Raw genomic sequence first — 22,707 nt, 5'->3', positions numbered from 1 at the left:
GGTCAGCCGCGGCCGGGCGGGCGGGAGCCGCGCAGCTCCCAGCCGTCGGCGTAGAGGTCGAAGTGGGCGCCGCGGGACGGGTGGGCGGCCACGACGTCGACGTCCAGCTCGACGCCGAGCCCGGGTGCGGTCGGCAGGGCGAAGTAGCCGTCGACGACCGGCGGCAGGCCCGGGGCCGCGAGCTTGACCTCCTCGTCGGCGAAGTCGTTGAAGTGTTCCTGGATCATGAAGTTGGGGGTGCAGGCGGCCAGGTGCAGGTTGGCGGCGGTGAGAACCGCGCCGCCGACGTTGTGCGGGGCGACCAGCGTGAAGTGGGTCTCCGCGGTCGCGGCGAGCTTGCGGGTCTCGCTGATGCCGCCGAGATGGCCGATGTCGGGCTGGATGATGTCGGCCGCGCCGAGGTCGAACAGCTCCCGGAACTCGGTGCGGTCGTGGATGCGCTCCCCGGTCGCCACCGGGGCGTCGATCCCGGCGGCGGCCTTGGCCAGCGCCCGCAGGTTCTCCGGTGGTACCGGTTCCTCCACCCAGCCCGGCTCGAACTCGGCCAGCGAGGCGGCGATCCGGATGGCCTCGTGCGGTGCGAACCGCCCGTGCATCTCCACGAGGATCTCCACGTCCGGCCCGACCGCGTCGCGCACCGCCTCGACCAGGGAGATCGAGTGGCGGCGTTCGGCCCGGTCCAGCTCCCACCGGCCGGCGCCGAACGGGTCGAGCTTGAGCGCCCGGTAGCCCCGGGCCACCACCGCCCGCGCCGCCACGTGGAACTCCTCGGGGGTGCGCTCCACGGTGTACCAGCCGTTCGCGTACGCCTTGATCCTGTCGCGGACCCTGCCGCCCAGCAGCCGCCACACCGGCTGCCCCAGCGCCTTGCCCACGATGTCCCAGCAGGCCATCTCGACGCAGGCGATACCGGACATGACGATCTCGCCGGCGCGCCCGTAGTCGCCGCGCTTCATCCGGTCCACCAGCGACTCGATGTCGAACGGATCGGAGCCGAGCACATGGTTGCGGGTCGCCTCGGCCAGGTAGCCCAGCAGCGCCTGGGTGTGGCCGAGCATCCGGGTCTCCCCCACGCCGACCAGGCCGTCGTCCGTGAAGACCTGGACGTAGGTCAGATCCCGCCATGGGGTCCCGTACACGTGCGTCCGCACGTCGGCGATCTTCATGACAGTGCCCCCGGTGCTCCCTCGACAGCGGCGACCGGCGGAGTCGGCGGCGGAGTCGCCGGTGGGGCCGGCGAGGCCGGTGCGTCGCCGGGTGGCGCCGGGACGGCCAGCCCGGCCGGACGCCGTCCTGACCCGACGGCGTCCGGGTAGTAGCGGCGCAGCAGCTCCAGGCCGATCTCGGCCCGCCGGACCCGTTCCCGCCCGAGGGCCACGGCGGTGGCGGTCAGGTGGGTGCCGCTGGGATAGATGTTCGGCGCGTTGCGCAGCCCGAACTTCAGGTAGACCGGCGCGGCGACCCGGACGATCTCGGCGATCTCGAAGTGGCGCACGAAGCCACCGAGGTCGTCGGGCGCCTCGACGTAGAGGTCGATGGGGATGTCCACGGCCGCCCGGACCGCCGCGAGCTGGGCCAGCGACAGGTCGGTCGGCACGTTGTAGGTGTCGGCGCCGAGCTGCTCGACCAGGCGGATCGACGCGGGGTTGGCACAGCCCATCTGCACGCTCACCTTGAAGATCAGCTCCGGTGGCAGCTCACCGGCCGTCCGCATCCGGCCCGCGACCGACAGCACCCCGACGTCGGTGACCAGGACGCTGCGGATCCCGGCCTCGGTGGCCCGGCGGATGTCCTCCAGCACGTGCACGAGCTGTTCGGTCCCCCGCGCCTGCGCGGCCAGGCCGGCACCGCCGGGGGCCAGGGCGGCGGCCCCGGTGTCCCATCCGGCCAGCGGCCGGGCGAACAGACTGACCTCGACGTCCGCCGCCGCCCCGGCGGCCGCCATCGCCGCCAGCTCCCCGGCGGTCAGCAGCAGCCCGCCGCTGCCCTGCGAGACCCGGTGGACCGGGACGCCCCGGCGGTCCGCCTCGGCAAGCACCGCCGCCAGCGCCTCCGGCCCTTCCACACTCGGGATCTCCACCCGGTACTGGGCGCCGTCCGGGAACCGCTTCCCGCTGGACGGCAGGTCGGAGGGATCGGCGCCCGGCAGCCCGAGCGAGCGGAGGAAATCACGCGTCTGTCGCACCCGCGCCTCCCGTTCCTGTTCATGGCTTCTGATGCATGGCCAGGGTGGCCGGCGGGGCGGAGGTGATCCGGTGCCGGCGCGCGGCCGTCCGTGCGTGACAACGGCCGCGAGGACAAATGTTAGCGCTAACATTTCGTCGGTCAAGCCCGGCGGCGCGACGCGTCCAGCCCGGCGCCCAACGGCCAGCAGGTGCAGGCCGGCTATAACGGAACGGGCGGACCGGTCGCGGCGCGGCCGACGAGAACGCCATCCGCCCGGTGACGCGATACGAAGAGCGGCACGTCAAGAGCGACGAAGGTGGACCGAATTGGACGGAGCGGACCGGGGCGGCGAGCCAGCGCCGCAGGTGGTCCCCGGCGCGTCCGAGCCAGGCGGACAGGGCGAGCAGGGCGGACAGGGCGAGCTGGCCGGGCCGGGCGAGGTGGGCGAGGTGGGGAGCACGATGCCCGCGTCCGGTCGGCCGCCGGCCCTGACCGACGTGGCCCGCCTCGTCGGCGTCTCCCACCAGACCGTGTCCCGCGTCGTCAACAACCACCCGGGTGTCCGGCCACGGACCCGGGAGCGGGTCCTGGCCGGCCTGCGCGAGCTCGGCTACCGGCCGAACCCGGCCGCCCGGGCGCTCGCCACCGGCCGCTCCCGAACCCTCGGTGTCCTGGCCCTGACCGGCACGCTCTACGGGCCGACGTCCACGCTGTACGCCGTCGAACAGGCGGCGCGGGCGGCCGACTACCAGGTCACGGTGGTCAGCCTGCACTCCCTCGATCCGGGCGCGGTCCGGCAGGCCCTCGGGCGTCTGCTCGCCGGTGGCATCGACGGGGTCGTGGCGATCGCGCCGCTTCTCGACGCGACCGACGCGCTGAGCGCGGTCGCGACCCGCCTGCCGCTCGTCGCCGTCGAAGGGCGCCCCGACGGAAACATCGCCACCGTCTCGGTGGACCAGGAGCACGGCGCCCGGACCGCCACCGAGCACCTGCTCGCCGCCGGCCACCCGACCGTCCGGCACGTGGCCGGACCGTCCGACTGGTACGAGGGCGCCGGACGGATCGCCGGCTGGCGCGCCGCGCTCGAGGCGGCCGGCGCGGCCGTCCACCCGCCGCTGGCCGGTGACTGGACCGCCCGCGCCGGCTTCGCCGCCGGCCGCCAGCTCGCCCGCGAACCCGACCTGACCGCCGTCTTCGTCGCCAACGACCAGATGGCCCTCGGCGTCCTGCGCGCCCTGCGCGAAGGCGGCCGCCGGGTACCCGAGGACGTCAGCGTCGTCGGATTCGACGACATCCCCGAAGCCGCGTACTTCTCACCGCCGCTGACCACGCTCCGGCAGGACTTCACCGAGGTCGGCCGTCAGAGCCTGCGCTCGCTCCTGGAACAGGTCGAGACCGGCGCGACCGGCCGGGCTCACGTCGTCATCCCGCCGGAGCTGGTCCTGCGCCGCAGCACGGCACCGCCACCCTGACGTTCGCAGTCAGCGCGGGTCCACCAGCGAGGTGCCGCCGACCGGCACACACAGGTGGATCACGGCATCCCTCCCGGTCCTCCGGCGGTAGGGACCGACCACCGCTCGGGCGAAGCCTGCCACCGAGTCCGCGTCGACCAGGGCGATGACGCAGCCGGCGAAACCGCCGCCGGTCATCCGCGCGCCGTGGCAGCCGGGGGCGTTCCGGCAGACCTCGACCGCGGCGTCCAGCTCGGGACCGCTCACCTCGAAGTCGTCCCGGATCGACCGGTGGCCGTCGAGGAGCACGGCGCCGGCCCGTGGCAGGTCCGCGCGGCGCAGCGCGTCGGCGAGCTCCCGTACCCGCGTGTTCTCGGTGACGATGTGACGCGCCCGGCGCAACGCCACCGGGTCGAGCCGGCGGGCCGCGTCGGCGGGCAACCGGTCGCCGAGGTCGCGCAGGCTCGCGACGCCCAGCCCGGCCGCCGCCCGCTCACATTCGGCCCGGCGCTGGGCGTAGGCGCTGGTGACCAGCTCCCGGCGGGTGCCGGTGTCCACGACCGCGACGACGACCGAATCCGGGACGGCGACCGCGGTCACCGTCAGATCACGAAAGTCGATCTCCAGAGCGTGGCCGGCCGTCGCCGCGGCGCAGGCGATCTGGTCGAGCAGACCGGTGGCGGCGCCCACCCAGCCGTTCTCGGCCCGCTGGGCGAGCCGGGCCGCCCCGATCGGATCCCAGCCGGTGTCCCACACCACCGCGCAGGCCCGTGCCACGGCAAGCTCCAACGCGGCCGACGACGACAGCCCGGCGCCGAGCGGCAGGTCGCTGGCCAGCGTCCCGTACCAGCCTCGCGACGCGGCGGCTCCGGCGACCGACGCCGCCATCACGACGACGCCCTCGACGTACCCGGCCCATCCGGACTGCGCGGCACCGGCCCGGCCGGGCGACCCGGGCTCAGGTGGCGGAGGAGGCGGCAGGCCGATCCGGGCCGGTGCCGCGCGATGCTCGGAAAGCACCTCGACAGACCCGTGGCCCGAAGTCGCGCGCGGGGACGGGGAGAACGCGAGGCACAGCTCGAGGTCGATCGCCACCGGCAGGCAGAGCCCGCCGTTGTAGTCGGTGTGCTCGCCGATCAGATTCACCCGGCCAGGCGAGCGGACCAGGTAGGCCGGCCGGGCACCGTGGCACCGGACGAAGGCCGCGACGGCCCGCTCCGCCGCGCCCGGGGTGCCCGCCTGGCTCTCACCCGACCACGGCCGCCGGTCCCGACCAGCCGACACCAGAACCCACCGCCCCCGCAGCGGATCGAAACGGCGGTGTGGAGTGGACGGGACGCCACTCCCCCGGGCTGTTCCACTCATCGAGGTCCACTCATCGAGGTCGAATGTTAGCGCTAACATCCCGATGGTCAAGGATGCCCGCCATCCGTTCACGGGAACAGACGGCCACCCGGCCACCCGAGCTCACCGGCCCCGAACCGGCCCGGGTCACTTCCTGCTGGGGGCCTCGGCGAGCCCGGTCTGGTAGGCGATCACGACGAGCTGGGCGCGGTCGCGGGCCGCTACCTTGGTCATCGCGCGGTTCGCGTGCGTCTTGACGGTCAGCGGCGACAGGTAAAGCTGTTCGGCGATCTCGTCGTTCGTCAGCCCGTGGGCGATGAGCCTGACGATCTCGTTCTCCCGCTTGGTGAGCAGATCCAGCCCCGCGGTGACCGCGGGTGCCGGTGTGGCCGGCTGCCGCAGGTACTGCTCGATGAGGTGACGGGTCGCCTGCGGGGACAGGAGCGCGTCGCCGCGGGCGACGACCCGGATCGCGGCGACCAGCTCGTCGGGTTCCACCCCTTTGCCGAGAAAGCCGCTGGCCCCGACCCGCAGCGCCTCGAAGACGTGCTCGTCGAGTTCGAAGGTGGTCAGGACGAGCACCTTCACCTCGTTGAGTGTCGGGTCGCCGGTCAGTTCACGGGTGGCGGACAGACCATCGACGCCTGGCATTCTGATGTCCATCAGGATGACGTCGGGACGGGTCTCCCGCGCCAGCCGCACCGCCTCGGCGCCGTCGGCAGCTTCGGCGACCACGGTGATGTCGGCGGCGGCCTCGACGAGGACGCGGAAACCGGCGCGGATGAGCGCCTGGTCGTCGGCCAACAGGACACGGATCACTGGGGTGTCACCTTCACAAGTGCGGTGCGGGGGGTGGCGGTAGCCGTCTGCAGCGTGGCACTCCCCCGTCTGCCATTGAATGTGGAGGCGGCCGGGGCCGGTGGCGGCGCCTCCGGGACCGGCAGCGTCGCGGTGACCACGAAGCCACCCTCGCCGTCGGAACCGGCCTGCATGTGGCCGCCGACCGCGGCGGCCCGCTCGCGCATGCCGAGCAGGCCGTGCCCGCCGCGGCCGCGCTGCGCCGCCGGGTCCCGCGTAGGGCCGGTGGCGGGCTGTTTCCGGGTGGGGCCGGTGCCGGGGAACCTGCGGCCAGGACCGGTGCCGGGCGGCTGGCCGGTACCGCCGGATGCGGGAAGAGACATGCCCGCGGTGTTGTGGATACGAAGGCGCAACTCGCCGGAACCGTAGCCGACCGCGACCGAGGTCCGGGCGCCCCGGGAGTGCTTGTGAGCGTTCGTCAGTGACTCCTGCACGATCCGGTAGGCGGCCAGGTCGGTGAGCGCCGGCAGCTCGCGGGACTGCCCGGTCACGTCGAGTGCGACGGACATCCCGCCTGCCGTGAAACCGGACAGCAGCGTGGGGAGTTGGGACAGGCCCGCGGGCGGCTGGGTCGACACCGGCTCGGAGGTGTCCCGCAGCGCGTAGACCAACAGTTTCAGCTCGTCCAGGACGGTGGCGCTGGCGCGGCGGATGTGGCCGAGCGCCTCGTCGGCGCCGGCCGGCTGCTCGTAGAGCATGTGGGAGGCGACGGCCGCCTGCACCTTGACGAGAGTGATGTGGTGGGCGACCACGTCATGCAGCTCCCGGGCGATGCGTAACCGTTCCTCGGCGACCTGCCGCCGGGCCTCCTCCTCACGGCTCTGCTCCGCCCGCCGGGCCCGGTCCTCGACCGCGGCGATGTAGGCACGCCGGCTGCGGACCGCGTCCCCGGTGGCGGTCGCGGAGACAACCCAGGTGGACAGACCCAGGACCACAGCCACAACCTCCTGCTTCTGCAGCAGCGCCGGCGGAATCAGAACGATCATCGAGGCGAGAGCCGAGATCCATGCTGCCTCGCGGGACCGGTAGACCGCCAGGCTGTACAGGGCGACCCCGGCGGCGAAGGTGAGCGGCGGGCTGTCGTCGGGCGTCAGGTTGAGGATGAACACGAGCACGGTGCAACCGAGGACGACACCGAGGACCGCACCCGGCCATGATCGGCGCACCACCAGGGCGGCACAGCCGATCATGCTCATGACCAGACTGGGCCCGGTCGGCCTGAGGTGGCTGGGAGCGCTCTGCGCGGCCAGCCACAGACCCAGGGCCAGAACCACGACAGCGAGCAGGCCGTCGGCCAGCCAGGGGTACCGCCGAGCCGTACGCCGGCACACATTCCAGAACTGCGCGATCTTTGGTGCCACCGCAACCACGGTACCCAGCGGATGCCGATTGTCGACCTGCGGCGATGGTAGTTCCTCGTCTACTGCGTCCGTAGTAGACGAGGCGACGCCGATCGGTCGCGGACGGCATCCGCCGACGGATCGGCGACACGGCGTGTCGATTCCGACCGGACAACGCGCCGGGGAACATCCGCCAGATCGGGAGGTGAGTACTTTCGCCGCTCCTGCGGAGTGGCGATCGCCGATGCGGTGAACAGGGAGTTGTTGATCGGACGGGCACTTACGTGACAGTCCTCGGCCTTCGGCGGACCGGTAAAGCAGCTGGCTACTACCGGCGCGGTAGTCGGAAATGACTTCCCCTGGCCGATGGAAAGACCTGACCGACGGTGCACAGTGGTCCGAATCCCAGGTGCAGCCCAGGACCGGAGGTCTGAGTGACAACAGCCGGGCGGTCAGCTCTCACAAGGCGGTGCGATGCCGGGGACCTTCCACGGTGACCACGCAAACCGGAAACATCCAGTGGACGATCAACGTCCAGCGCGGCGACGCGCTCCTCCGTCCGGTCCGCCAGTGGACCTGAGCACGCTGAGCGTGGTCAGCCCGGCGGGCCGGACCACGCTGGCAGGCAACGCGTCGTACCTGGTCGGCCGGGCGCGCGGCGCCGACATCGTGGTCGGCGACGGGAGGGTCTCCCGGCACCACCTCGTGCTCGAACCGGTCGCTGACGGCTGGCACGTGCGGGACATCAGCGCGAACGGTCTGTGGCAGGACGGGCGCCGGATCAGAGGCACCACCCTGCGTCTGGATGAGGTGCGGCTCAGGCTCGGTGCCGTAGACGGTCCGGAGGTGGTCCTTTCTCCATGGCAGGTCGAGCCTCCGCGGCAGGTCGAGCCTCCGCGGCCGAGCGAGGCGGTTCCCGGCGCGACGGCGACCCGGCCGGCGGCCGGCGCCGTGGCACATGCCTGCCGCCGACGGCACCCGCTGCGTCCCGGGACGCTGCGCCTGGGCCGCTCCCACGACAACGACATCTCCGTCGCCGATCTGCTCGCCTCACGCCGTCACGCCGAGCTGCTGGTCGACGCCGACGCGGTGGAGGTCATCGATCTCGGTTCGGCCAACGGGACGTTCGTCAACGGCCAGCGGGTCGAGCGCGCTCCGGTCGGGCAGCGCGATGTCATCGCGATCGGGCACCATCTCTACCAGCTCGAGGACGACGCCCTCGTCGAGTACGTCGACTCCGGCGATGTGGCGCTCGAGGCACAGGACCTGTCCGTGTGGGCCGGCGCCAAGCAGCTGATGCACGACCTGACCTTCCGGCTGCCCGGCCGCTCGCTGCTCGGTGTGGTCGGTCCCAGCGGGGCGGGCAAGTCGACCCTGCTCAACGCGCTGACCGGCTTCCGCCCCGCCGACACCGGCTCCGTCCTGTACAACGGGCTGGATCTCTACGCCGAGTACGACGAGCTGCGCCGACGCATCGGCTACGTCCCGCAGGCCGATCCGCTGCACGCCCAGCTCACCGTGCGCGAGGCGCTCGAGTACGGCGCCGAGCTGCGGTTCCCCGCGGACACCACGGGGCAGGAGCGGCGCGCCCGCGTCCAGGAGGTCATCGGCGAGCTCGGTCTGACCGCGCACGCCGGCACGCCGGTGAGCCGGCTCTCCGGTGGGCAGAAGAAGCGGACGTCGGTGGCCCTCGAGCTGCTCACCCGGCCGTCGCTGCTGTTCCTGGACGAGCCGACGTCGGGGCTGGACCCGGCGAACGACCAGTCGGTGATGGAGACCCTGAAAGGGCTCGCCCACGGCGGCGGTCCGGGCTCGACGGACGAGAGCGGCCGCACGGTCATCGTCGTCACGCACAGCGTGCTCTTCCTGGACCTGTGCGACTACATCCTGGTGCTCGCCCCGGGTGGGCACGTGGCCTACTTCGGCCCGTCGGACGGGGCGCTGCGCTTCTTCGGCAAGGAGGACTTCCGCGAGTTCGCGGCCGTCTTCCGGGAGCTGGAGAACACGCCGGGTGCGGAGATGGCGGCCCGGTTCCGTGCGTCCGAGTACTTCGTGCCCTCCGCGGTCGTGGCGCCGGTCGCGCGCAAGGCGCCGGCCGAACTCCCCGGCGTCCGCCAGCAACCAGTAGTCGCGCAGCTCGTCACGCTCACCCGGCGATATCTGCGAGTGGTGCTCGCCGATCCTTCCTATCTGAGGATGATTATCGCGTTCCCGTTTCTGCTGGGCATCATCCCCCGGGTGATCCCAGCTCCGGACGGACTGAAATCATTGCCGGACGCGCCTAATCCGGACGCGATGAAGGTGCTCGTCGTCCTGGTGCTGTGCGCTTGTTTCATGGGCATGGCGAACTCGGTCCGCGAGATCGTCAAGGAACGCGACATCTACCGGCGGGAACGAACGATCGGCCTGTCCCGGACGGCCTATCTCGACTCGAAGATCATCGTCCTCACCGGTATCACGACCCTGCAGTGCGCGATCTTCACCCTGATCGGTCTCGCCGGCCGCACGCCGCCCGATGCGTCCCTGCTGGGCTCACCACTGATCGAGTGCCTCGTCGCCGTCATCGTCGCGGCGCTGGCATCCATGATGATCGGCCTGTTGGTCTCGACTCTCGCCGACAACGTCGACAAGATCATGCCCATCCTGGTTCTGGTCACCATGGCCCAGCTCGTGCTCTCCGGCGGCCTGGTGTCGCTGTCCGGCCGTCTGGTGATGGAGCAGGTCGCCTGGATCACCCCCGCCCGCTGGGGCTTCGCGGCGCTGGCGTCCACCGACGACCTCAACGAGGTCTCCAAGCTCGGCAACGGGATGCTGCGCACCGACCCCGCGGACAGGCTCTGGGAGCACAGCGCGGATGCCTGGCTGCTCGACATCGTGCTGGGCGTCGGACTTGCCGGCGCGGCGCTCGCGCTGACGTCGGTCCTGCTGCGTCGCCTCGACCCCAGGATGTCCCGTCCGACCGCACGTCCGGTGTCCGCCGTCTCCACATCAGTTCCTGTGGAGCCGCGCCCGGATCCTCCGGTCCGCGGCACTGCGGGCCGGTAGTAGTCACCGCCGGCCCGCAGTGCCGGCCAGGGCCCGATGCCGGCCGGTCTCGCGTCACCCCGCGGTCGAAGCAGTCGTCCCCCAGGCCCTCAGACCTTCAGAGCTCCCGGGCCGCACGGCGTTTCGGCAGTATCAGGGCCAGTGCTGTCCCGGTCGCGGCGACACCGGCGGTGAACAGAAGACCGTTGGAGTACCCGGCGTCCCGGTAGAACCGGACTCCGTGGACGACCTGGCTGTCCCGGGCGAGGATGACGAACGCCAGCTGGCCGAGGACGGTCTGGGTGACCCCCTGCGCCATTGACTGGGCACCGTTGGCCAGTGCCTGTTCGGCCGGGTGCACCGCCTGGATGACCAGGATGGGAATTGTGGCCACCACGAGGCCCATGCCCACCGCGGTCACGGCACCGAGGAGCATCAGCTGCGGCACAGTGTGGTGGTACACGGAGATCAGTCCATATCCACCGGCGACGAGTAGGCCGCCGGCGGCCAGGAGGAACCAGGCATCGAATCTACGGGCCAGCATTCCGGCCGCGACCGCACCCGTGAGGATCAGTACGCTGCTGGGTGCGCCGACCAGCGCATTCCTGGTTGCGGAGAATCCCAGGCCGTCGGAGACACCCGGAATGGTCGGCATGAGGGCGAGCAGGAACATCACCGTGCCGACGGCGTACGCCGCGCCTCCGACCAGGGACGTCGTCAGCAGCATGGTCCAGACCGGCCGTCGCCTCAGCAGGGGCAGTGGGATCATCGGGTGCGGGACCCGGCTTTCGGTGAAGACGAAGCCCACCACGGCGGCCAGACCGCCTCCGATGAAGAGAAGAGTGCGAGCACTGGTCCAGCCCCAGTCGGCGCCTTCACCGATCCCGTAGACGACCGCGGTCAGGCCACCGCCGAGCAGGAGCCCACCCAGCCAGTCGATGCGGGTGCGTTCCTCGCGCACGGGACTCTCGGGTACGAGGACCACGAGCGCCACGAGGCTGAGCGCGCTGGCCGCGGCCATGAACCACAGCGCGCCACGGAAGCCGGAACCGTCCACGAGCCACGCGGACAGGAACGGGCCCCCCAGCGCGACCAGCCCGACGCCGCCGCCCAGCAGGCCGCTGGCGGGACCGATGAGCCGGCGCGGGAGGACGTCACGGACCATCGAGTAGGCCAGTGCCCCGATCGGGCCATAGCACCCGGCGATGCCGCGTCCGATCAGCAGCATGGAGTAGTTCGTCGCAAGGGCGGCGATCAGGTCTCCCACCAGCCCGAGGACGGTGATGACCACCATGACCCGCTTCTTGCCGTACATCGCCGCGGCCTTGATCGCGAAGGGCGTGGCGAAGGTGCCGACCAGGCCCGTGATCAGCGTGAACCACGAGATCCTGGCGGTGTGAAAGTGTACGGCGATCTCCGCCTGAACATTGCCGGAAAGCAGGCCGACCAGCCCCAGAAGCTGTGCGGCCCACATCAGCACCATCAGGATCAGCGCATTCCGCGCGGTGAATCTGGACCGTCCTGGTTCCGTCTGGGACGGCACCGCGGTTACTGTCATGAACGGCTCCTGTCCTTTGGAATGGCCGAACCCCGGTTACACGGGGCACGTCGACAGCGCCGCACAACATCAAAAAAGACGACAGAAGTGCTGTTCGGGACGGGCGCGAGTTCCGGCTACAACGGAATGAGAACGCCGCTGCCGGTCGGGCTGTCATGGAGCTCCAGCCGCCGCAGCGCGGCGCCCCGCGGGATATCGAAAACCAGCGTGCCGTGGATGGAGGCACCCGGCCCGGCGGGATTCCAGATCGTCTCGCCGGGCAGGTAGAGACGCGACAGGTAGTCGGCGGTGCGCCGGGCGCCGGTGCTGTCGTACGCGTACTGGTAGGCGTTCTCCAGTGCGCCCGAGGATGCACCGGTGTTACGAACCGTCATGGTGACCAGGCAGAACTGACCGTCCGGATGGCGGGCCAGGAACCCGAGGCCGAGCTGCTCGACCCCGCATTCGACACCGTCCACGGCGAACAGCAGCGGCCCGTCCCGGAAGCCGCCGGGACTCGGTGGGGTACTGGGGCCGGAGACCGGCGCGGACGGGGATTCCACGGACCTGGCCGTGGATGCCCCCGGCCCGGCCGTGGGCGCGGCCGGTCGCGCCGACGTCCCGTCATCACGGTTCGCCGCCGCCAACCCGATCACGGTGAGACCCGCCAGTACCAGCGTCAGGCCGGCGGTCAGCAGAGCGCGGCCACGGCTCCAGCGCAGCCGCCGCGCAGGTGCGGACCCGTCCGGGGAGTGCGCGAGCTCCGCGGTGAGCCCGAGCAGTCGGACAGCCGGATCGGCGGACCGCTCCCCCGGCCGGCGCTCGACCAGGCGCAGCAGCAGGCCCCGGGCATCAGGCCGGCTGGCCGGCTCTTTCCCCAGAGCATCGCGGACGAGATCCTCCACCTGCGGAGGAAGGCCGGTCAGGTCCGGTTCGGCCGTGGTGATCCGGTGGGCGAGACCGACATCGTGGCCGTCCCCGAAGGGATGCCGTCCGGTACCCGCGTACGCGACGAGGACACCCCAGGCGAACACGTCAGCCGCCGCACTGATCGGCTGGCCGTTGATCTGTTCGGGTGCCATCCACCCGGCCGAGCCGAACCCCCAGTCGGTCGGCCTACCGCCGGTGCTGTCCAGGGCCAGGGCGATACCGAAGTCGATGACCCGTGGACCGGACAGCGACAGGATCACGTTGCCGGGCTTGAGATCCCGATGCACAAGCCCGGCGTGGTGGATCGCGGTCAACGCCGTCGCGACCCCGACCGCCAGCCCGGTAAGGGTGGACGAGTCGAGCGCACCCCTCTCGGCGACAGCCTGATCCAGCCGGAGGCCGTCGATGTACTCCGTCACCAGGTACGGCGCGAACGCGTCCGGGTCGGCGTCGAGAACCTCGGCGGTGCAGAACGAGGCGACGCTGCGAGCCGCCTCGACCTCCCGACGGAAACGGCGGCGGAACTCCTGGTCCCTGGCCCGATCCGGCCTGATCACCTTGACCGCGACCGGCCGCCCCCGCTGGTCGCGCGCGTAGTAGACGGCGCCCATCCCACCCACGCCCAGCCGGCTCAACAGGACGTACGGGCCGATGGCGGTCGGCTCGTGCGACAACAGGGGCTCACCGGGGACGAACGTCTCGGCCGCGGGAACCGTGCGCCCCTCCGGGTACGGCACCATGCCAGAAGGCAGCGTCAGCCCTTGATCCATCCGACAGGTGAGCCGGCGGGCGGGCAGTCACGTGGCGGTGCCGGCGCGAGGTCGAACTCCAGGTGCAGGGCGGTCAGCCCACGCAGGATGAAGGTGGGCATGTACTCGTAGCGGCGGTTGCCGGCCGGGCCGTGCACCCGCTCGTTGACGCGGATGTCGGTGGTGCGGTCCAACAGCCGTTCAAGACTCGCCCGTGCCTCGGCCCGTGCCAACGGCGCGCCGGGGCAGCTGTGGATCCCACGCCCGAAAGCCAGATGCTGGCGGGCGTTGGAACGGGCGACGTCGAACGTCTCCGGGTTCTCGAAGCGGCGTGGGTCGCGGTTGGCCGCCCCGTTGACCACCATCACCGTGGTGCCGGCGGGCAACTGCACCCCACCCACCGTGACCGGCACCCGGGAGAGCCGGAAGTCGCCCTTGACCGGGCTCTCCCAGCGCAGGGTCTCCTCGATGAAGGCCGGGATGCGCTCCCGCTCGGCACGAAGCCGCCGCTGGAGGTCGGGCCGCTCAGCCAGGATCTTCAACGCCGAACCGAGCAGGCGCACCGTGGTTTCCTGACCGGCGGAGAAGAGGTTCGCGGCCACCCGCACCACGTCGATGGCCTCGGGTGTCGATCCGTCCGGGAACGTCGCGCCGGCCAGACCGGTCAGCACGTCGGCGCGGGGGCTGCGGCGACGGTCCTCGATGTAGCCGGTGAACTTCCCGTGGAGAAACTCCAGCGGACTGTGGGCCAGGGTCTCCGCTCCGGTGCCGCCGACGCCGCCGGTCTGTGCCGGCTGGCGCTGCAGTTTGTCGAGAAACTCGTCCTGGTCCTCCTCGGGGACGCCCAGAAGGTCCGCGATGACGAGCAGTGTGAACGGTCCGGCGAATCCGCTGATGAACTCTCCCTCACCAGGAGTGAGGAACGGGTCGAGCATGCGGTCGGCAAGGTCCCACATCAGCGCCTCGTTCTCCTTGAGGCGCTTAGGGGTGATCAGCCGCATCAGCAGCGCGCGATGATCGGTGTGGGTGGGCGGGTCCATCGTCGGGAGCTGGTCGTTCATCGGCAGCTCATGGCGATGCCGCTCGATCAGCGCGGAGACGTCGTCACCGTCGAGCGGGACCGGGAAGCCGGGGAACGGACCCGTCACCGAGATGCAGGACGAGAACGCCTCGGAGTCGTGGAAGACCTCCACCGCCTCCTCGTAGCCGGTCACCATCACCACGTCGTGGTGGCGTTCCCGTTGTACGGGGCATTTCCGCCGCAGGGCGTCGAGGTAAGGGTACGGGTCCGCGACGAGGGTCTCGTCGCGGAAGAAGTCCATCGCCTCGAATTCGCGCACAGTCTCTACAGATCCCTTCATACGAGCCGGAGCCGGTGGTCGTTCTGTCTGGTGGACGACCGTGCCCGCAGATCTGACTTCCCCGCACAAGCGTGTCCGAACAAGCCCTGCCCGTCGTCCTCCCCCCGCAGGCAATACCGGCTACGTATGGCGCGGTACACGCTGTCCGCCGTACTACAGCCGGAGTAGACGACGTCCCCGCTCGCCTTCGACGCCCTTGTCCGGCATGGACTTTCCCGCCACCCGCTCAGTCCTCACCCGATGTCGGCGCCGACCAGGGCGAGGCGGCGCGCGCCCGGTAACCCGCATCCGCGGCGGCAGCCGCGTCCAACGTCAGCACCATCGGCACGTACACCTTCACCGACGGATCATCCGTAACCGGCTCCAGGTCACCGACCACCACGAACCCGTGCCGCTCATACACCCGCCGGGCCGGCCCGTTCGACGGCACCACCCACAGCCGGGCCCCGGCCGCGCCAGCCGCCCGGGCCCAGTCCAGCACCGCCAGCAACAAAGCGTCCGCCGTGCCCGAGCCTCGGGCCACCGGCGCCACCCACATCGCCGCCAGCTCCCGCAGGTCCCGCGCCGCCGACGGGGTGTGCGCCGACACCGAACCGACCACCGCGCCATCCCGCTCGGCCAGGAACGTCACGTCCGCGTCTCCGGACGCGCCCACCCGGGCTCGCTCCACCCAGTCCGCTCCCGGCCGGGTCGCTTCGTCGGCATAGGTACGCCAGAACGCCCCCGGCGCGTCGGCCAGGGCCGCCAGCCGCACCGCCCGCAGAACCTCGGCGTCACCGAGCCCGATCCGCCGCACCCGCGCGCCACCGAACTCGCTGCCCCCACGATCCATCACCGGCAAGTCTGCCAGCCCAGACCATCGGACGGGAATCCGGCGAACCGGCCGGACCTGGTGCGGCATGGCGCCCGCGTCGGGTCATCCAGGGTCGCGTCGTCTCCGAGGACGAATCCCGTCTCCTCGTCGCCGGAATTCAACGGCGCTGCTTTCGCGCGCGTCGAGGACTCCGGACACCGCACCCGTTCGAGCCTCCGCTGGGGTCACCGCCGTAGGTCGACGCGGACACGCACAAGTTCCGTCGCAGCAATAAGTCCGGTATGTTCTCGCCGAGCATTCCCCGCCGGAGAGGACCCAGGTGCCCGAGGTCCCCTGTGTGCCGGTCCGCCGCGGCGCGGTCCCGGTCCGATGACCGCCCTCGAGCTGGCGGTCGTGCCCCGCGACGTCCGCGCCGCCTCCCTCGGCCTGCTGCTCGGCGCGCCGAGCCCCGCGTCGCTGGCCAGCGTCGACCTGCACGCGCCGCACGGCATGCTGACCCTGGCCGTCCTGGGCGCCTCGCACGCGGTGAGCGCCTCCTCGGGCACACGTCGACTGACCGAGGAGGTCTCCTGTGACGCCGTCGCGGCCGGTGGCTGCCCGCTGCCGTCGCGGGCGGAGCAGGACGGCTACACCCTGAGGGCGCAGGTGCGCACCGTCGATCGCCGCGAACTCGACGCGCTCGCGGCGAGTCTGCGGACCCGGGCGGCCGGGAGATCCGACTGGTTGTGCGCCGCCTTCCCCGGCGACGAGCGGGCGGTGACCGCCCTGACCGGCGCGCCGATGCCGCGCGGCTGGCAGTGGCACACCTGGCACCTCTACCCGGGCTCCCGCACGCACGAGATCGTGACCACCCACAGCCGCTGGGAGCCGCGATGACCACCGCCCACGTCGCCCGCGTCGCCCGCGTTGCCCGCAGCGCCCGCGTTGCCCGCAGCGCCCGCGTCGCGTTGGCTGTCCCGCTCGCCCTCGCCGTCGCGGTGCTACCCGCCTGCGGTGGCGACAGCAACGTCCGGGGCTGGCTCGCCGACAGCTACCGTCACACCGACACCCGGGGCGACACCGAGAGCTACCTGTCGACCGAGCCGGTCGACCGGACCGCCGCGGCCATCGCCGGCGGGGTCGCGCCGGCCGCCCGGGCCAGCGACGGAGGCAGCCAGTACCTCCGCTTCGCGGACGACATCGTGATCGTCAGCGCGGCGGCCGCCGGGGCCGGCAGCACTGTGCGGGTAGAGGATCTCGACGACGGGTTCAGCCATGGCCAGTACGCGCGCCTCGGCAGCGGGTTCACCCCCGGCTCGCCGGCCGGGAAGGACGGTGGTCCCGGCGATGGGAAGTGATCCGGGCCGGGGCCGCCGGGGCCCGGCCACGCAGCACCGTCCCCCCGTCCCCCCGCACACCACCGGGAGAGCCTCGTGACCTTCGGCAGCCTGGACGCCGGCGACCTCGGCGAGGGCATCGCCGCCACCCTGCTCTACTTCCTGGTCGGCGTCGGTGTCCTCGCGCTGGGTTTTCTGGTCCTCGACCTGCTCACGCCCGGCAACCTGCGCCGGCAGGTCTACGTCGACCGCCGGCCGAACGCCGCCGTCCTGCTCGCGGGCAACCACCTGTCGCTGACGGTCATCGTCGTCACGGCCGTCCTGACCAGCTCGGACTCGCTGGCTCAGGGCCTTGTCGACTCGGCGGTCTACGGCCTCGTCGGGGTCGCGCTGCAGGCGCTCGCGCTCCGCGTGCTCGACGCCGTCGTGCCCGGGCACCTGCGCGCGATCGTCGACGAGCCGACACTCAGCCCGGCGGCGTGGGCGGTCGCCACCAGCCTGCTCGCGATCGGCGCGGTCAACGCGGCCGCGCTGTCCTGACGCCATCAGCTTCCTGACGCCATCAGCCGTGGCGACGGACACCCCCAGGGCCACATCGGCGGACAGCCCGCTGCCCGCCCGTACCCGCCCGCTCCTGCTCGCCGCGGTCGCGGTCTGCGCCGCCTGCGGCCTGGTGTACGAGCTGGTCCTGCTCACCCTGTCGACCAGCCTCGCCGGCGGCGGCATCACCCAGACCTCACTGATCGTCGCCGGATTCGTCGCCGCCCTCGGCGCCGGGGCGCTGCTGGTCAAGCCCTTCCTCGGGCACGCGGCCGCCGCCTTCGTCGCCGTCGAGACCCTGCTCGGAATCCTCGGCGGGCTCAGCGCCGTCACTCTCTACGTCACCTTCAGCTTCTACGCGACGAGCGGACCGGTGCTCGTCCTCGGCACCGCGCTGCTCGGCACGCTGGTAGGCGCCGAGCTGCCGCTGCTTGTCACGCTCCTGCAGACCGGCCGGACCGACGTGGACGCCCGGGCCAGCGGCCGGCTGCTCGCCGACCTCAACGCAGCCGACTACGCCGGCGCCCTCGTCGGCGGGCTGGTCTGGCCGTTCGTCCTGCTCCCCACGGCCGGCATGATCCGCGGAGCCGCGCTGACGGGGCTGGTCAACCTGACAGCCGCGACCGTGGTCGCCACGTTGCTGCTGCGGCGGTGGCTGACCAGACGTGCCCTCGTCACCGCGCTCGGCGCGCTCCTGGCCGCCGCCACCCTGCTCGGCACGCTGCTGCTCCGCGCACGTGACATCGAGACCGACGCCCGCCAGCGGCTGTACGCGGACCCGATCGTGGTCGCCACCCGGTCCGCGTACCAGGAGATCGTCGTGACCCGCCGAGGCGGCGACCTGCGCCTCTACCTGGACGGCGACCTGCAGTTCTCCAGCGCCGACGAACACCGGTACACCGAGGCGCTCGTCGCCCCCGCACTCGCCCGTGATCCCGCCCGTGTCCTGGTCCTCGGCGGCGGCGACGGGTTGGCCGCGCGCGAGCTGCTGCGCCACCCCACGGTCCGGCAGGTGGTGCAGGTGGAGCTGGACCCGCGGATGATCGAACTCGCCCGGACGACCTTCGCCCGACTCAACCGTGCCGCGCTCAACGACCCGCGGGTGCGTGTGGTGGTGGCCGACGCCTTCCGCTGGCTGCGCGACCCACCGCCGGAGCCGTTCGACGCCGTCGTCGTGGACATGCCCGATCCGGACACACCCGCGCTCGGCCGGCTCTACTCGCAGGAGTTCTACGGCCTGGTGCGGGCGGTCCTCGCGCCCGGAGGCCTGCTCACCGTGCAGGCCGGCAGCCCGTACGCGACACCGAGTGCCTACTGGCGCACGGTGAGCACGGTCAGGGCCGCGGGCCTGGCCACCACGTCGTACCACGTCGACGTCCCGAGCTTCGGGGACTGGGGCTTCGTGCTGGCAACCACCGGGGGGACACCTGCGCCGCTCGTGCTTTCCGAGCGGGCCACCCCGGCCCGGTTTCTCGACCAGGCCGTGCTCACCGCCGCCGGGGTCTTCCCGCCGGACCGGCCTCCGCGCACCCTCGAGCCCTCCACGCTCGACCGCCCACGGATCGTCGACGACCTGCGGACCGGCTACCAGCGTTAGGACTTCACCCCGGAGAAGGCGGTGGAGTCATGGAAGACCTCCACCGCCTCGTCGTCCTCAGCGTGGCCGGAGGCCGTCGAGCAGCAGGCGAACGGAGAACTGGATCCTCTCGTCCAGTTCGTTCTGTGTCGGCATGTGGCCACTCACGATCGTCCTCACCGGACCGCTGACCAGCATGCTCATGAAGACGGATGCGGCGAGTCTGGGATTGGTGGGCGCGATCGTGCCGTCGGCGACCGCACGCTCGAGCACGCCGGCGACGAACTCGATCACCGGCCTGCCGCTCTGCTCGAAGCTGATGGTGAAGATCTCGGGGAAGCGGTAGCTCTCGGTGTTGATGATCCGCTGCAGGCGCAGGCCGTTGGGTGTCGCCACCTGAGTGATCCGTAGTCGGGCGATCCCCTCGAGCGTTTCGGCCAGGTCGCCGTTGTCCAGGCCCTCGAGCACGGCCTGGGGCACGATCTGGCGCTCGATGGCGCGCTGGACCGCCGCGCGGAACAGCGCGGCCTTGTCGGGGTAGCGGGCGTAGACCGTGCGCTTGGTCATGTTGACCCGGGCGGCGATCATCTCGATCGTCGCCAGCTCGAAGCCTCGCTCCAGGAACAGGTCGAGCGCGGTGTCGAGGAGCTCCTCGTGGCGCGCCTCGGCCTGCTCGCGGGTGGGGCGCCCCGCCCCGCGCCGGGTGGGTGCGACTCCGTTCTGCATGTCGCCTCGCTCGACTTCCCTCTTGCGCCGCCGCCAGGTTCGATTAATGATACGCATCAGGTGCCGTTCGCCGGACCCGGCCACCAACACGAACAGTAAGGATGCCCTGTGAGCTCAGCCATCGAGACACTGACCCGGCTGGTCGATGCCGAGGATCGGTTCGATCACTCTCCCGCCGAGCTGCGCGAGACGCAGTTAGCCGCTCTGAACGAGCGGTTCCAGGAGCGCAGGGAGCGCATCAGGCTGCTCGCGCACCGGGCCCGCGAGGCCGGCACCACCGAGATCCGCAGCCGCGAGGACATGGTCGCGCTGCTCTTCCCGCACAGCGTCTACAAGAGCTACCCGGAGAGCTTCCTGATCGAGGAGAAGTGGGACCGGCTCGGCAAGTGGCTGGGCACCGTCTCGCCCTACCCGATCAGCCCGATCGAGACCTCCGACATCACCGACATCGACGACTGGATCGGACGTCTGCAGGCCAAGGGCCACTACGTCTCCTGCTCCAGCGGCACGACGGGCAAGTCGGCGATGCTGCTCGCGTCGGAGCAGGACATGACCTGGTCGCGCGTCGACACGGTCAACGTGTTCTCCTGGGGCTCGGGAGTGAAGCCGGCGCGGGACCGACGGATGATCGGCGTGGGGGCGACCGCCGCCGTGCCGAAGAACATGGTCATCGCGGAGGCGCAGCAGGCGGCGTTCAGCGATCCCGCCAGGGAGCGTTTCAGCCTGCCGATCCCGCCGATCACGGTCGGGTCGCTGACCAGGATGGTCGTGCTCCGCAAGAAGATCGCCGACGGCACCGCGCTGCCCGGCGAGCTGGCCGACTTCGAGCGGACCTCCAGGGAGCGGCAGGAAGCCCTCGACAAGGCGATGATCACCGGCGCCGAGGCGCTCATCCGATACCGCGACGAGAAGCTCTACATCGCCGGCATGTGGAACTCGCTGTACCAGGCGGCCAGGATCGTGCGCGACATGGGCTATTCGGCGAAGGACTTCCACCCCGACAACTGCCTCTACGTCGGCGGCGGGCTCAAGCGCGCGCAGCTGCCGCCGGACTACCAGGAGTTCGTCCACGAGACGTTCAACATCCCGGCCAGCCGGGATTTCCAGAACTACTCGATGCAGGAACTCAACTCCGGCATGCCCAAGTGCCAGAAGGGCAACCGCTACCACGTGCCGCCGTGGATCGTTCCGTTCATCCTCGACGAGGCGGGCGAAACGCTGCTGCCGCACGAGAGCGGCGAGGTCGAGGGCCGGGCCGCCTTCTTCGACCTCTCGCTCGACGGACGCTGGGGCGGGATCATCACCGGCGACAAGATCTCGCTCGATCTGAGCCCCTGCGCGTGCGGCCAGAAGGGGCCCTCGGTGCGGAACAACATCACCCGTTACGCCGACCTCAAGGGCGGCGATGACAAGATCGGCTGTGCCGGTACCGTCGACGCGTACGTGCGAGGCCTTTCATGAGCGTCACCGACATTCGGCCCCAGTCCGCCGACGCGATCGTCTCCGCGCCGTTCTTCCTTCGCGGCGAGCTTTCCGAGGGCCGGGACGTCACGCACCGCTCGCGCGACCTGGGCGTCACCTTCGCCACGCCGCGGATCGCCATGGACAAGGCGGTGCACCCGCGCACCGAGGTGCCGCCGCTGCTGAACGTCCCGCTCAAGGAGATCATCGATTTCCTCGTCGAGACGGGCGAGCGGATCCGCGATCCCCGGAACACCTTCATGCAGGACTGCATCGATCGCATGGCCGGCACCCACGTGCTGCCCCGTGCGGTGCTGGAGGGGCAGGTCAAGGGCGCCGCCGCCTATCTCGACAAGCGCCTGCTCGAGACTGTGGTGGAGCAGAACTTCCCCGACCCCAGGGCCCTGGACGAATGGGTGCCCAAGCAGGACTTCACCGGCCGGAAGAGCTACATCCGCGCCTTCGCGCCCCGACTGATCCACGTGTTGCCGGGCAACTCGCCGGGCGTCGCGGTGAAGTCCATCGCCCAGGGCGCGTTGGTGAAGGCCGTCAACCTGTTCAAGATGTCCTCCAGCGACCCCTTCACCACGGTGGCGGTCCTGCGGACGATGGCGGACATCGACCCCGGCCACCCCATCGTGAGATCGATGTCGGCGGTCTACTGGCGCGGCGGCGACGACGCGGTGGAGCAGGTGCTCTATCGCCCGCAGTACTTCGACAAGATCGTGGCCTGGGGCGGCGGCGACGCGATCAACAACGTGATCAAGTACCTCGGGCCGGGCTTCCAGCTTGTCTCGTTCGACCCCAAGACGTCGGTCTCGATGGTCGGCAGGGAGGCCTTCGCCTCCGAGGAGGCGCTCGACGTCGCCACCGAGCTCGCCGCCGGCGACGTCATGATCCTCAACCAGGAGGCCTGCGTCGCCAGCCGTTTCGTCTTCGTCGAGGCGGACCAGGCCGACGCGGACCGCTTCAGCGAGCGGCTCCACGCGCGCATCGTCGAGAAGGCGGCCGCCTCGGGTGACGCCCGTCCGCTCGACGCCGACCTGCGCGAGCAGATCGACGTGCTGACGATGCTCGACGACGAGTTCGGCGTCTGGGGGAAGACCGACGGCCGGGGGCTGGTGATCCGTTCGGACGAGCCCGTGGACTTCCACCCGATCAACAAGACCGCGAACGTGGTCCGGGTGGACTCGCTCGACGAGGCGATGAGGTACGTCAACGTGGCAACCCAGACGGTCGGCTTCTATCCCTTCGCACGGATGGCCGACTACCGCGACCGGCTGGCCAGTGGCGGCGCGCAGCGCATCGTCCGGCTGGGCGAGGCGGGGCCGAGCACGATCGGCAACCCGCACGACGCCATGTACCCGCTGCACCGCTTCGTCCACTGGATGGCCCACGAGGACGGGGCCGGACCACAGTAGGAACACGTTCCCGCCACCGGTGACCGGCAGTCCCGGCCGGCAGGACAGCAGAAGCTCCCGGCCCACAATCCGATGCGGCTGTACTGGACCAAG

Annotated in this window: 18 protein-coding genes; 8 read left to right on the top strand and 10 right to left on the bottom strand. The window is 71.3% G+C overall.

Annotation, left to right across the window (positions count from 1 at the left end; translation table 11 throughout):
* Window positions 1-2: 2 nt before the first annotated feature.
* Window positions 3-1,166, bottom strand: coding sequence for a mandelate racemase/muconate lactonizing enzyme family protein (locus FMEAI12_RS16335; protein ID WP_112106702.1), 1,164 nt, complete (start codon window positions 1,164-1,166; stop codon window positions 3-5).
* Window positions 1,163-2,185, bottom strand: coding sequence for a U32 family peptidase (locus FMEAI12_RS16330; RefSeq protein ID WP_112106701.1), 1,023 nt, complete (start codon window positions 2,183-2,185; stop codon window positions 1,163-1,165). Before FMEAI12_RS16330 ends, FMEAI12_RS16335 begins: the two co-directional genes overlap by 4 nt.
* A gap of 442 nt (window positions 2,186-2,627) precedes the next feature.
* Here FMEAI12_RS16330 and FMEAI12_RS16325 point away from each other — a divergent pair, with 442 nt between their 5' ends.
* Window positions 2,628-3,638, top strand: coding sequence for a LacI family DNA-binding transcriptional regulator (locus FMEAI12_RS16325; RefSeq protein ID WP_112106729.1), 1,011 nt, complete (start codon window positions 2,628-2,630; stop codon window positions 3,636-3,638).
* Window positions 3,639-3,647: 9 nt separating this feature from the next.
* Here the strand turns inward: FMEAI12_RS16325 and galK are convergent, their stop codons facing one another.
* The 3 genes from galK to FMEAI12_RS16310 form a co-directional block, all read right to left on the bottom strand.
* Window positions 3,648-4,901, bottom strand: a complete 1,254-nt coding sequence (gene galK, locus FMEAI12_RS16320) for a galactokinase (RefSeq protein ID WP_112106700.1) — start codon at window positions 4,899-4,901, stop codon at window positions 3,648-3,650.
* Between the two features lie 207 nt (window positions 4,902-5,108).
* Entirely contained in the window at window positions 5,109-5,780 is a 672-nt protein-coding gene (locus FMEAI12_RS16315) for a response regulator transcription factor (RefSeq protein WP_112106699.1), read from the bottom strand.
* Window positions 5,777-7,180 (bottom strand): sensor histidine kinase, encoded by a 1,404-nt coding sequence (locus FMEAI12_RS16310; RefSeq protein ID WP_112106698.1) that lies wholly within the window; start codon window positions 7,178-7,180, stop codon window positions 5,777-5,779. Before FMEAI12_RS16310 ends, FMEAI12_RS16315 begins: the two co-directional genes overlap by 4 nt.
* Window positions 7,181-7,729: 549 nt before the next feature.
* On the opposite strand from FMEAI12_RS16310, the gene FMEAI12_RS16305 reads away from it, so the two are divergent.
* Window positions 7,730-10,204: an ATP-binding cassette domain-containing protein gene (locus tag FMEAI12_RS16305; protein ID WP_235014058.1), complete on the top strand. Its 2,475-nt coding sequence runs from the start codon at window positions 7,730-7,732 to the stop codon at window positions 10,202-10,204.
* Window positions 10,205-10,301: 97 nt separating this feature from the next.
* Here the strand turns inward: FMEAI12_RS16305 and FMEAI12_RS16300 are convergent, their stop codons facing one another.
* From FMEAI12_RS16300 to FMEAI12_RS16285, 4 genes are all read right to left on the bottom strand, one after another.
* Window positions 10,302-11,741, bottom strand: coding sequence for an MFS transporter (locus FMEAI12_RS16300; protein WP_112106696.1), 1,440 nt, complete (start codon window positions 11,739-11,741; stop codon window positions 10,302-10,304).
* Window positions 11,742-11,857: 116 nt separating this feature from the next.
* Window positions 11,858-13,390, bottom strand: coding sequence for a serine/threonine-protein kinase (locus FMEAI12_RS16295; protein WP_112106695.1), 1,533 nt, complete (start codon window positions 13,388-13,390; stop codon window positions 11,858-11,860).
* Between the two features lie 14 nt (window positions 13,391-13,404).
* Window positions 13,405-14,739, bottom strand: a complete 1,335-nt coding sequence (locus tag FMEAI12_RS16290; RefSeq protein WP_112106694.1) for a cytochrome P450 — start codon at window positions 14,737-14,739, stop codon at window positions 13,405-13,407.
* 247 nt (window positions 14,740-14,986) lie between these two features.
* Window positions 14,987-15,592 (bottom strand): GNAT family N-acetyltransferase, encoded by a 606-nt coding sequence (locus tag FMEAI12_RS16285; RefSeq protein WP_112106693.1) that lies wholly within the window; start codon window positions 15,590-15,592, stop codon window positions 14,987-14,989.
* 351 nt (window positions 15,593-15,943) lie between these two features.
* Here FMEAI12_RS16285 and FMEAI12_RS16280 point away from each other — a divergent pair, with 351 nt between their 5' ends.
* From FMEAI12_RS16280 to FMEAI12_RS16265, 4 genes are all read left to right on the top strand, one after another.
* Entirely contained in the window at window positions 15,944-16,450 is a 507-nt protein-coding gene (locus tag FMEAI12_RS16280; RefSeq protein ID WP_112106692.1) for a DUF2617 family protein, read from the top strand.
* Window positions 16,447-16,911, top strand: coding sequence for a DUF4247 domain-containing protein (locus FMEAI12_RS16275; RefSeq protein ID WP_112106691.1), 465 nt, complete (start codon window positions 16,447-16,449; stop codon window positions 16,909-16,911). Before FMEAI12_RS16280 ends, FMEAI12_RS16275 begins: the two co-directional genes overlap by 4 nt.
* Before the next feature lie 75 nt (window positions 16,912-16,986).
* Complete coding sequence (locus tag FMEAI12_RS16270; protein WP_112106690.1) at window positions 16,987-17,430, top strand: DUF350 domain-containing protein; 444 nt, start codon at window positions 16,987-16,989, stop codon at window positions 17,428-17,430.
* 28 nt (window positions 17,431-17,458) lie between these two features.
* Window positions 17,459-19,027 (top strand): polyamine aminopropyltransferase, encoded by a 1,569-nt coding sequence (locus FMEAI12_RS16265; RefSeq protein ID WP_112106689.1) that lies wholly within the window; start codon window positions 17,459-17,461, stop codon window positions 19,025-19,027.
* Between the two features lie 57 nt (window positions 19,028-19,084).
* Here the strand turns inward: FMEAI12_RS16265 and FMEAI12_RS16260 are convergent, their stop codons facing one another.
* Entirely contained in the window at window positions 19,085-19,732 is a 648-nt protein-coding gene (locus tag FMEAI12_RS16260; protein ID WP_112106688.1) for a TetR/AcrR family transcriptional regulator, read from the bottom strand.
* A gap of 108 nt (window positions 19,733-19,840) precedes the next feature.
* Here FMEAI12_RS16260 and FMEAI12_RS16255 point away from each other — a divergent pair, with 108 nt between their 5' ends.
* Complete coding sequence (locus FMEAI12_RS16255; RefSeq protein WP_112106687.1) at window positions 19,841-21,193, top strand: hypothetical protein; 1,353 nt, start codon at window positions 19,841-19,843, stop codon at window positions 21,191-21,193.
* Window positions 21,190-22,614 carry an acyl-CoA reductase gene (locus FMEAI12_RS16250; RefSeq protein ID WP_112106686.1) on the top strand — a complete coding sequence of 475 codons (1,425 nt, stop codon included), beginning with the start codon at window positions 21,190-21,192 and terminating at the stop codon, window positions 22,612-22,614. Before FMEAI12_RS16255 ends, FMEAI12_RS16250 begins: the two co-directional genes overlap by 4 nt.
* Window positions 22,615-22,707 lie beyond the last annotated feature (93 nt).

The sequence above is a fragment of the Parafrankia sp. Ea1.12 genome (assembly GCF_900465275.1).
GTDB lineage: Bacteria > Actinomycetota > Actinomycetes > Frankiales > Frankiaceae > Parafrankia > Parafrankia soli.
Note: the sequence above shows the minus strand (reverse complement) of the source record. Positions and strands in the feature narration are given on the sequence as shown.

Bases quoted from the DNA above. Each gene is read 5' to 3' on its own strand.
- FMEAI12_RS16285 (WP_112106693.1), bottom strand. From the start codon at position 15,592: ATGGATCGTGGGGGCAGCGAGTTCGGTGGCGCGCGGGTGCGGCGGATC.
- FMEAI12_RS16260 (WP_112106688.1), bottom strand. From the start codon at position 19,732: ATGCAGAACGGAGTCGCACCCACCCGGCGCGGGGCGGGGCGCCCCACC.
- FMEAI12_RS16335 (WP_112106702.1), bottom strand. From the start codon at position 1,166: ATGAAGATCGCCGACGTGCGGACGCACGTGTACGGGACCCCATGGCGG.
- FMEAI12_RS16280 (WP_112106692.1), top strand. From the start codon at position 15,944: ATGACCGCCCTCGAGCTGGCGGTCGTGCCCCGCGACGTCCGCGCCGCC.
- FMEAI12_RS16295 (WP_112106695.1), bottom strand. From the start codon at position 13,390: ATGGTGCCGTACCCGGAGGGGCGCACGGTTCCCGCGGCCGAGACGTTC.
- FMEAI12_RS16250 (WP_112106686.1), top strand. From the start codon at position 21,190: ATGAGCGTCACCGACATTCGGCCCCAGTCCGCCGACGCGATCGTCTCC.
- FMEAI12_RS16300 (WP_112106696.1), bottom strand. From the start codon at position 11,741: ATGACAGTAACCGCGGTGCCGTCCCAGACGGAACCAGGACGGTCCAGA.
- FMEAI12_RS16325 (WP_112106729.1), top strand. From the start codon at position 2,628: ATGCCCGCGTCCGGTCGGCCGCCGGCCCTGACCGACGTGGCCCGCCTC.
- FMEAI12_RS16275 (WP_112106691.1), top strand. From the start codon at position 16,447: ATGACCACCGCCCACGTCGCCCGCGTCGCCCGCGTTGCCCGCAGCGCC.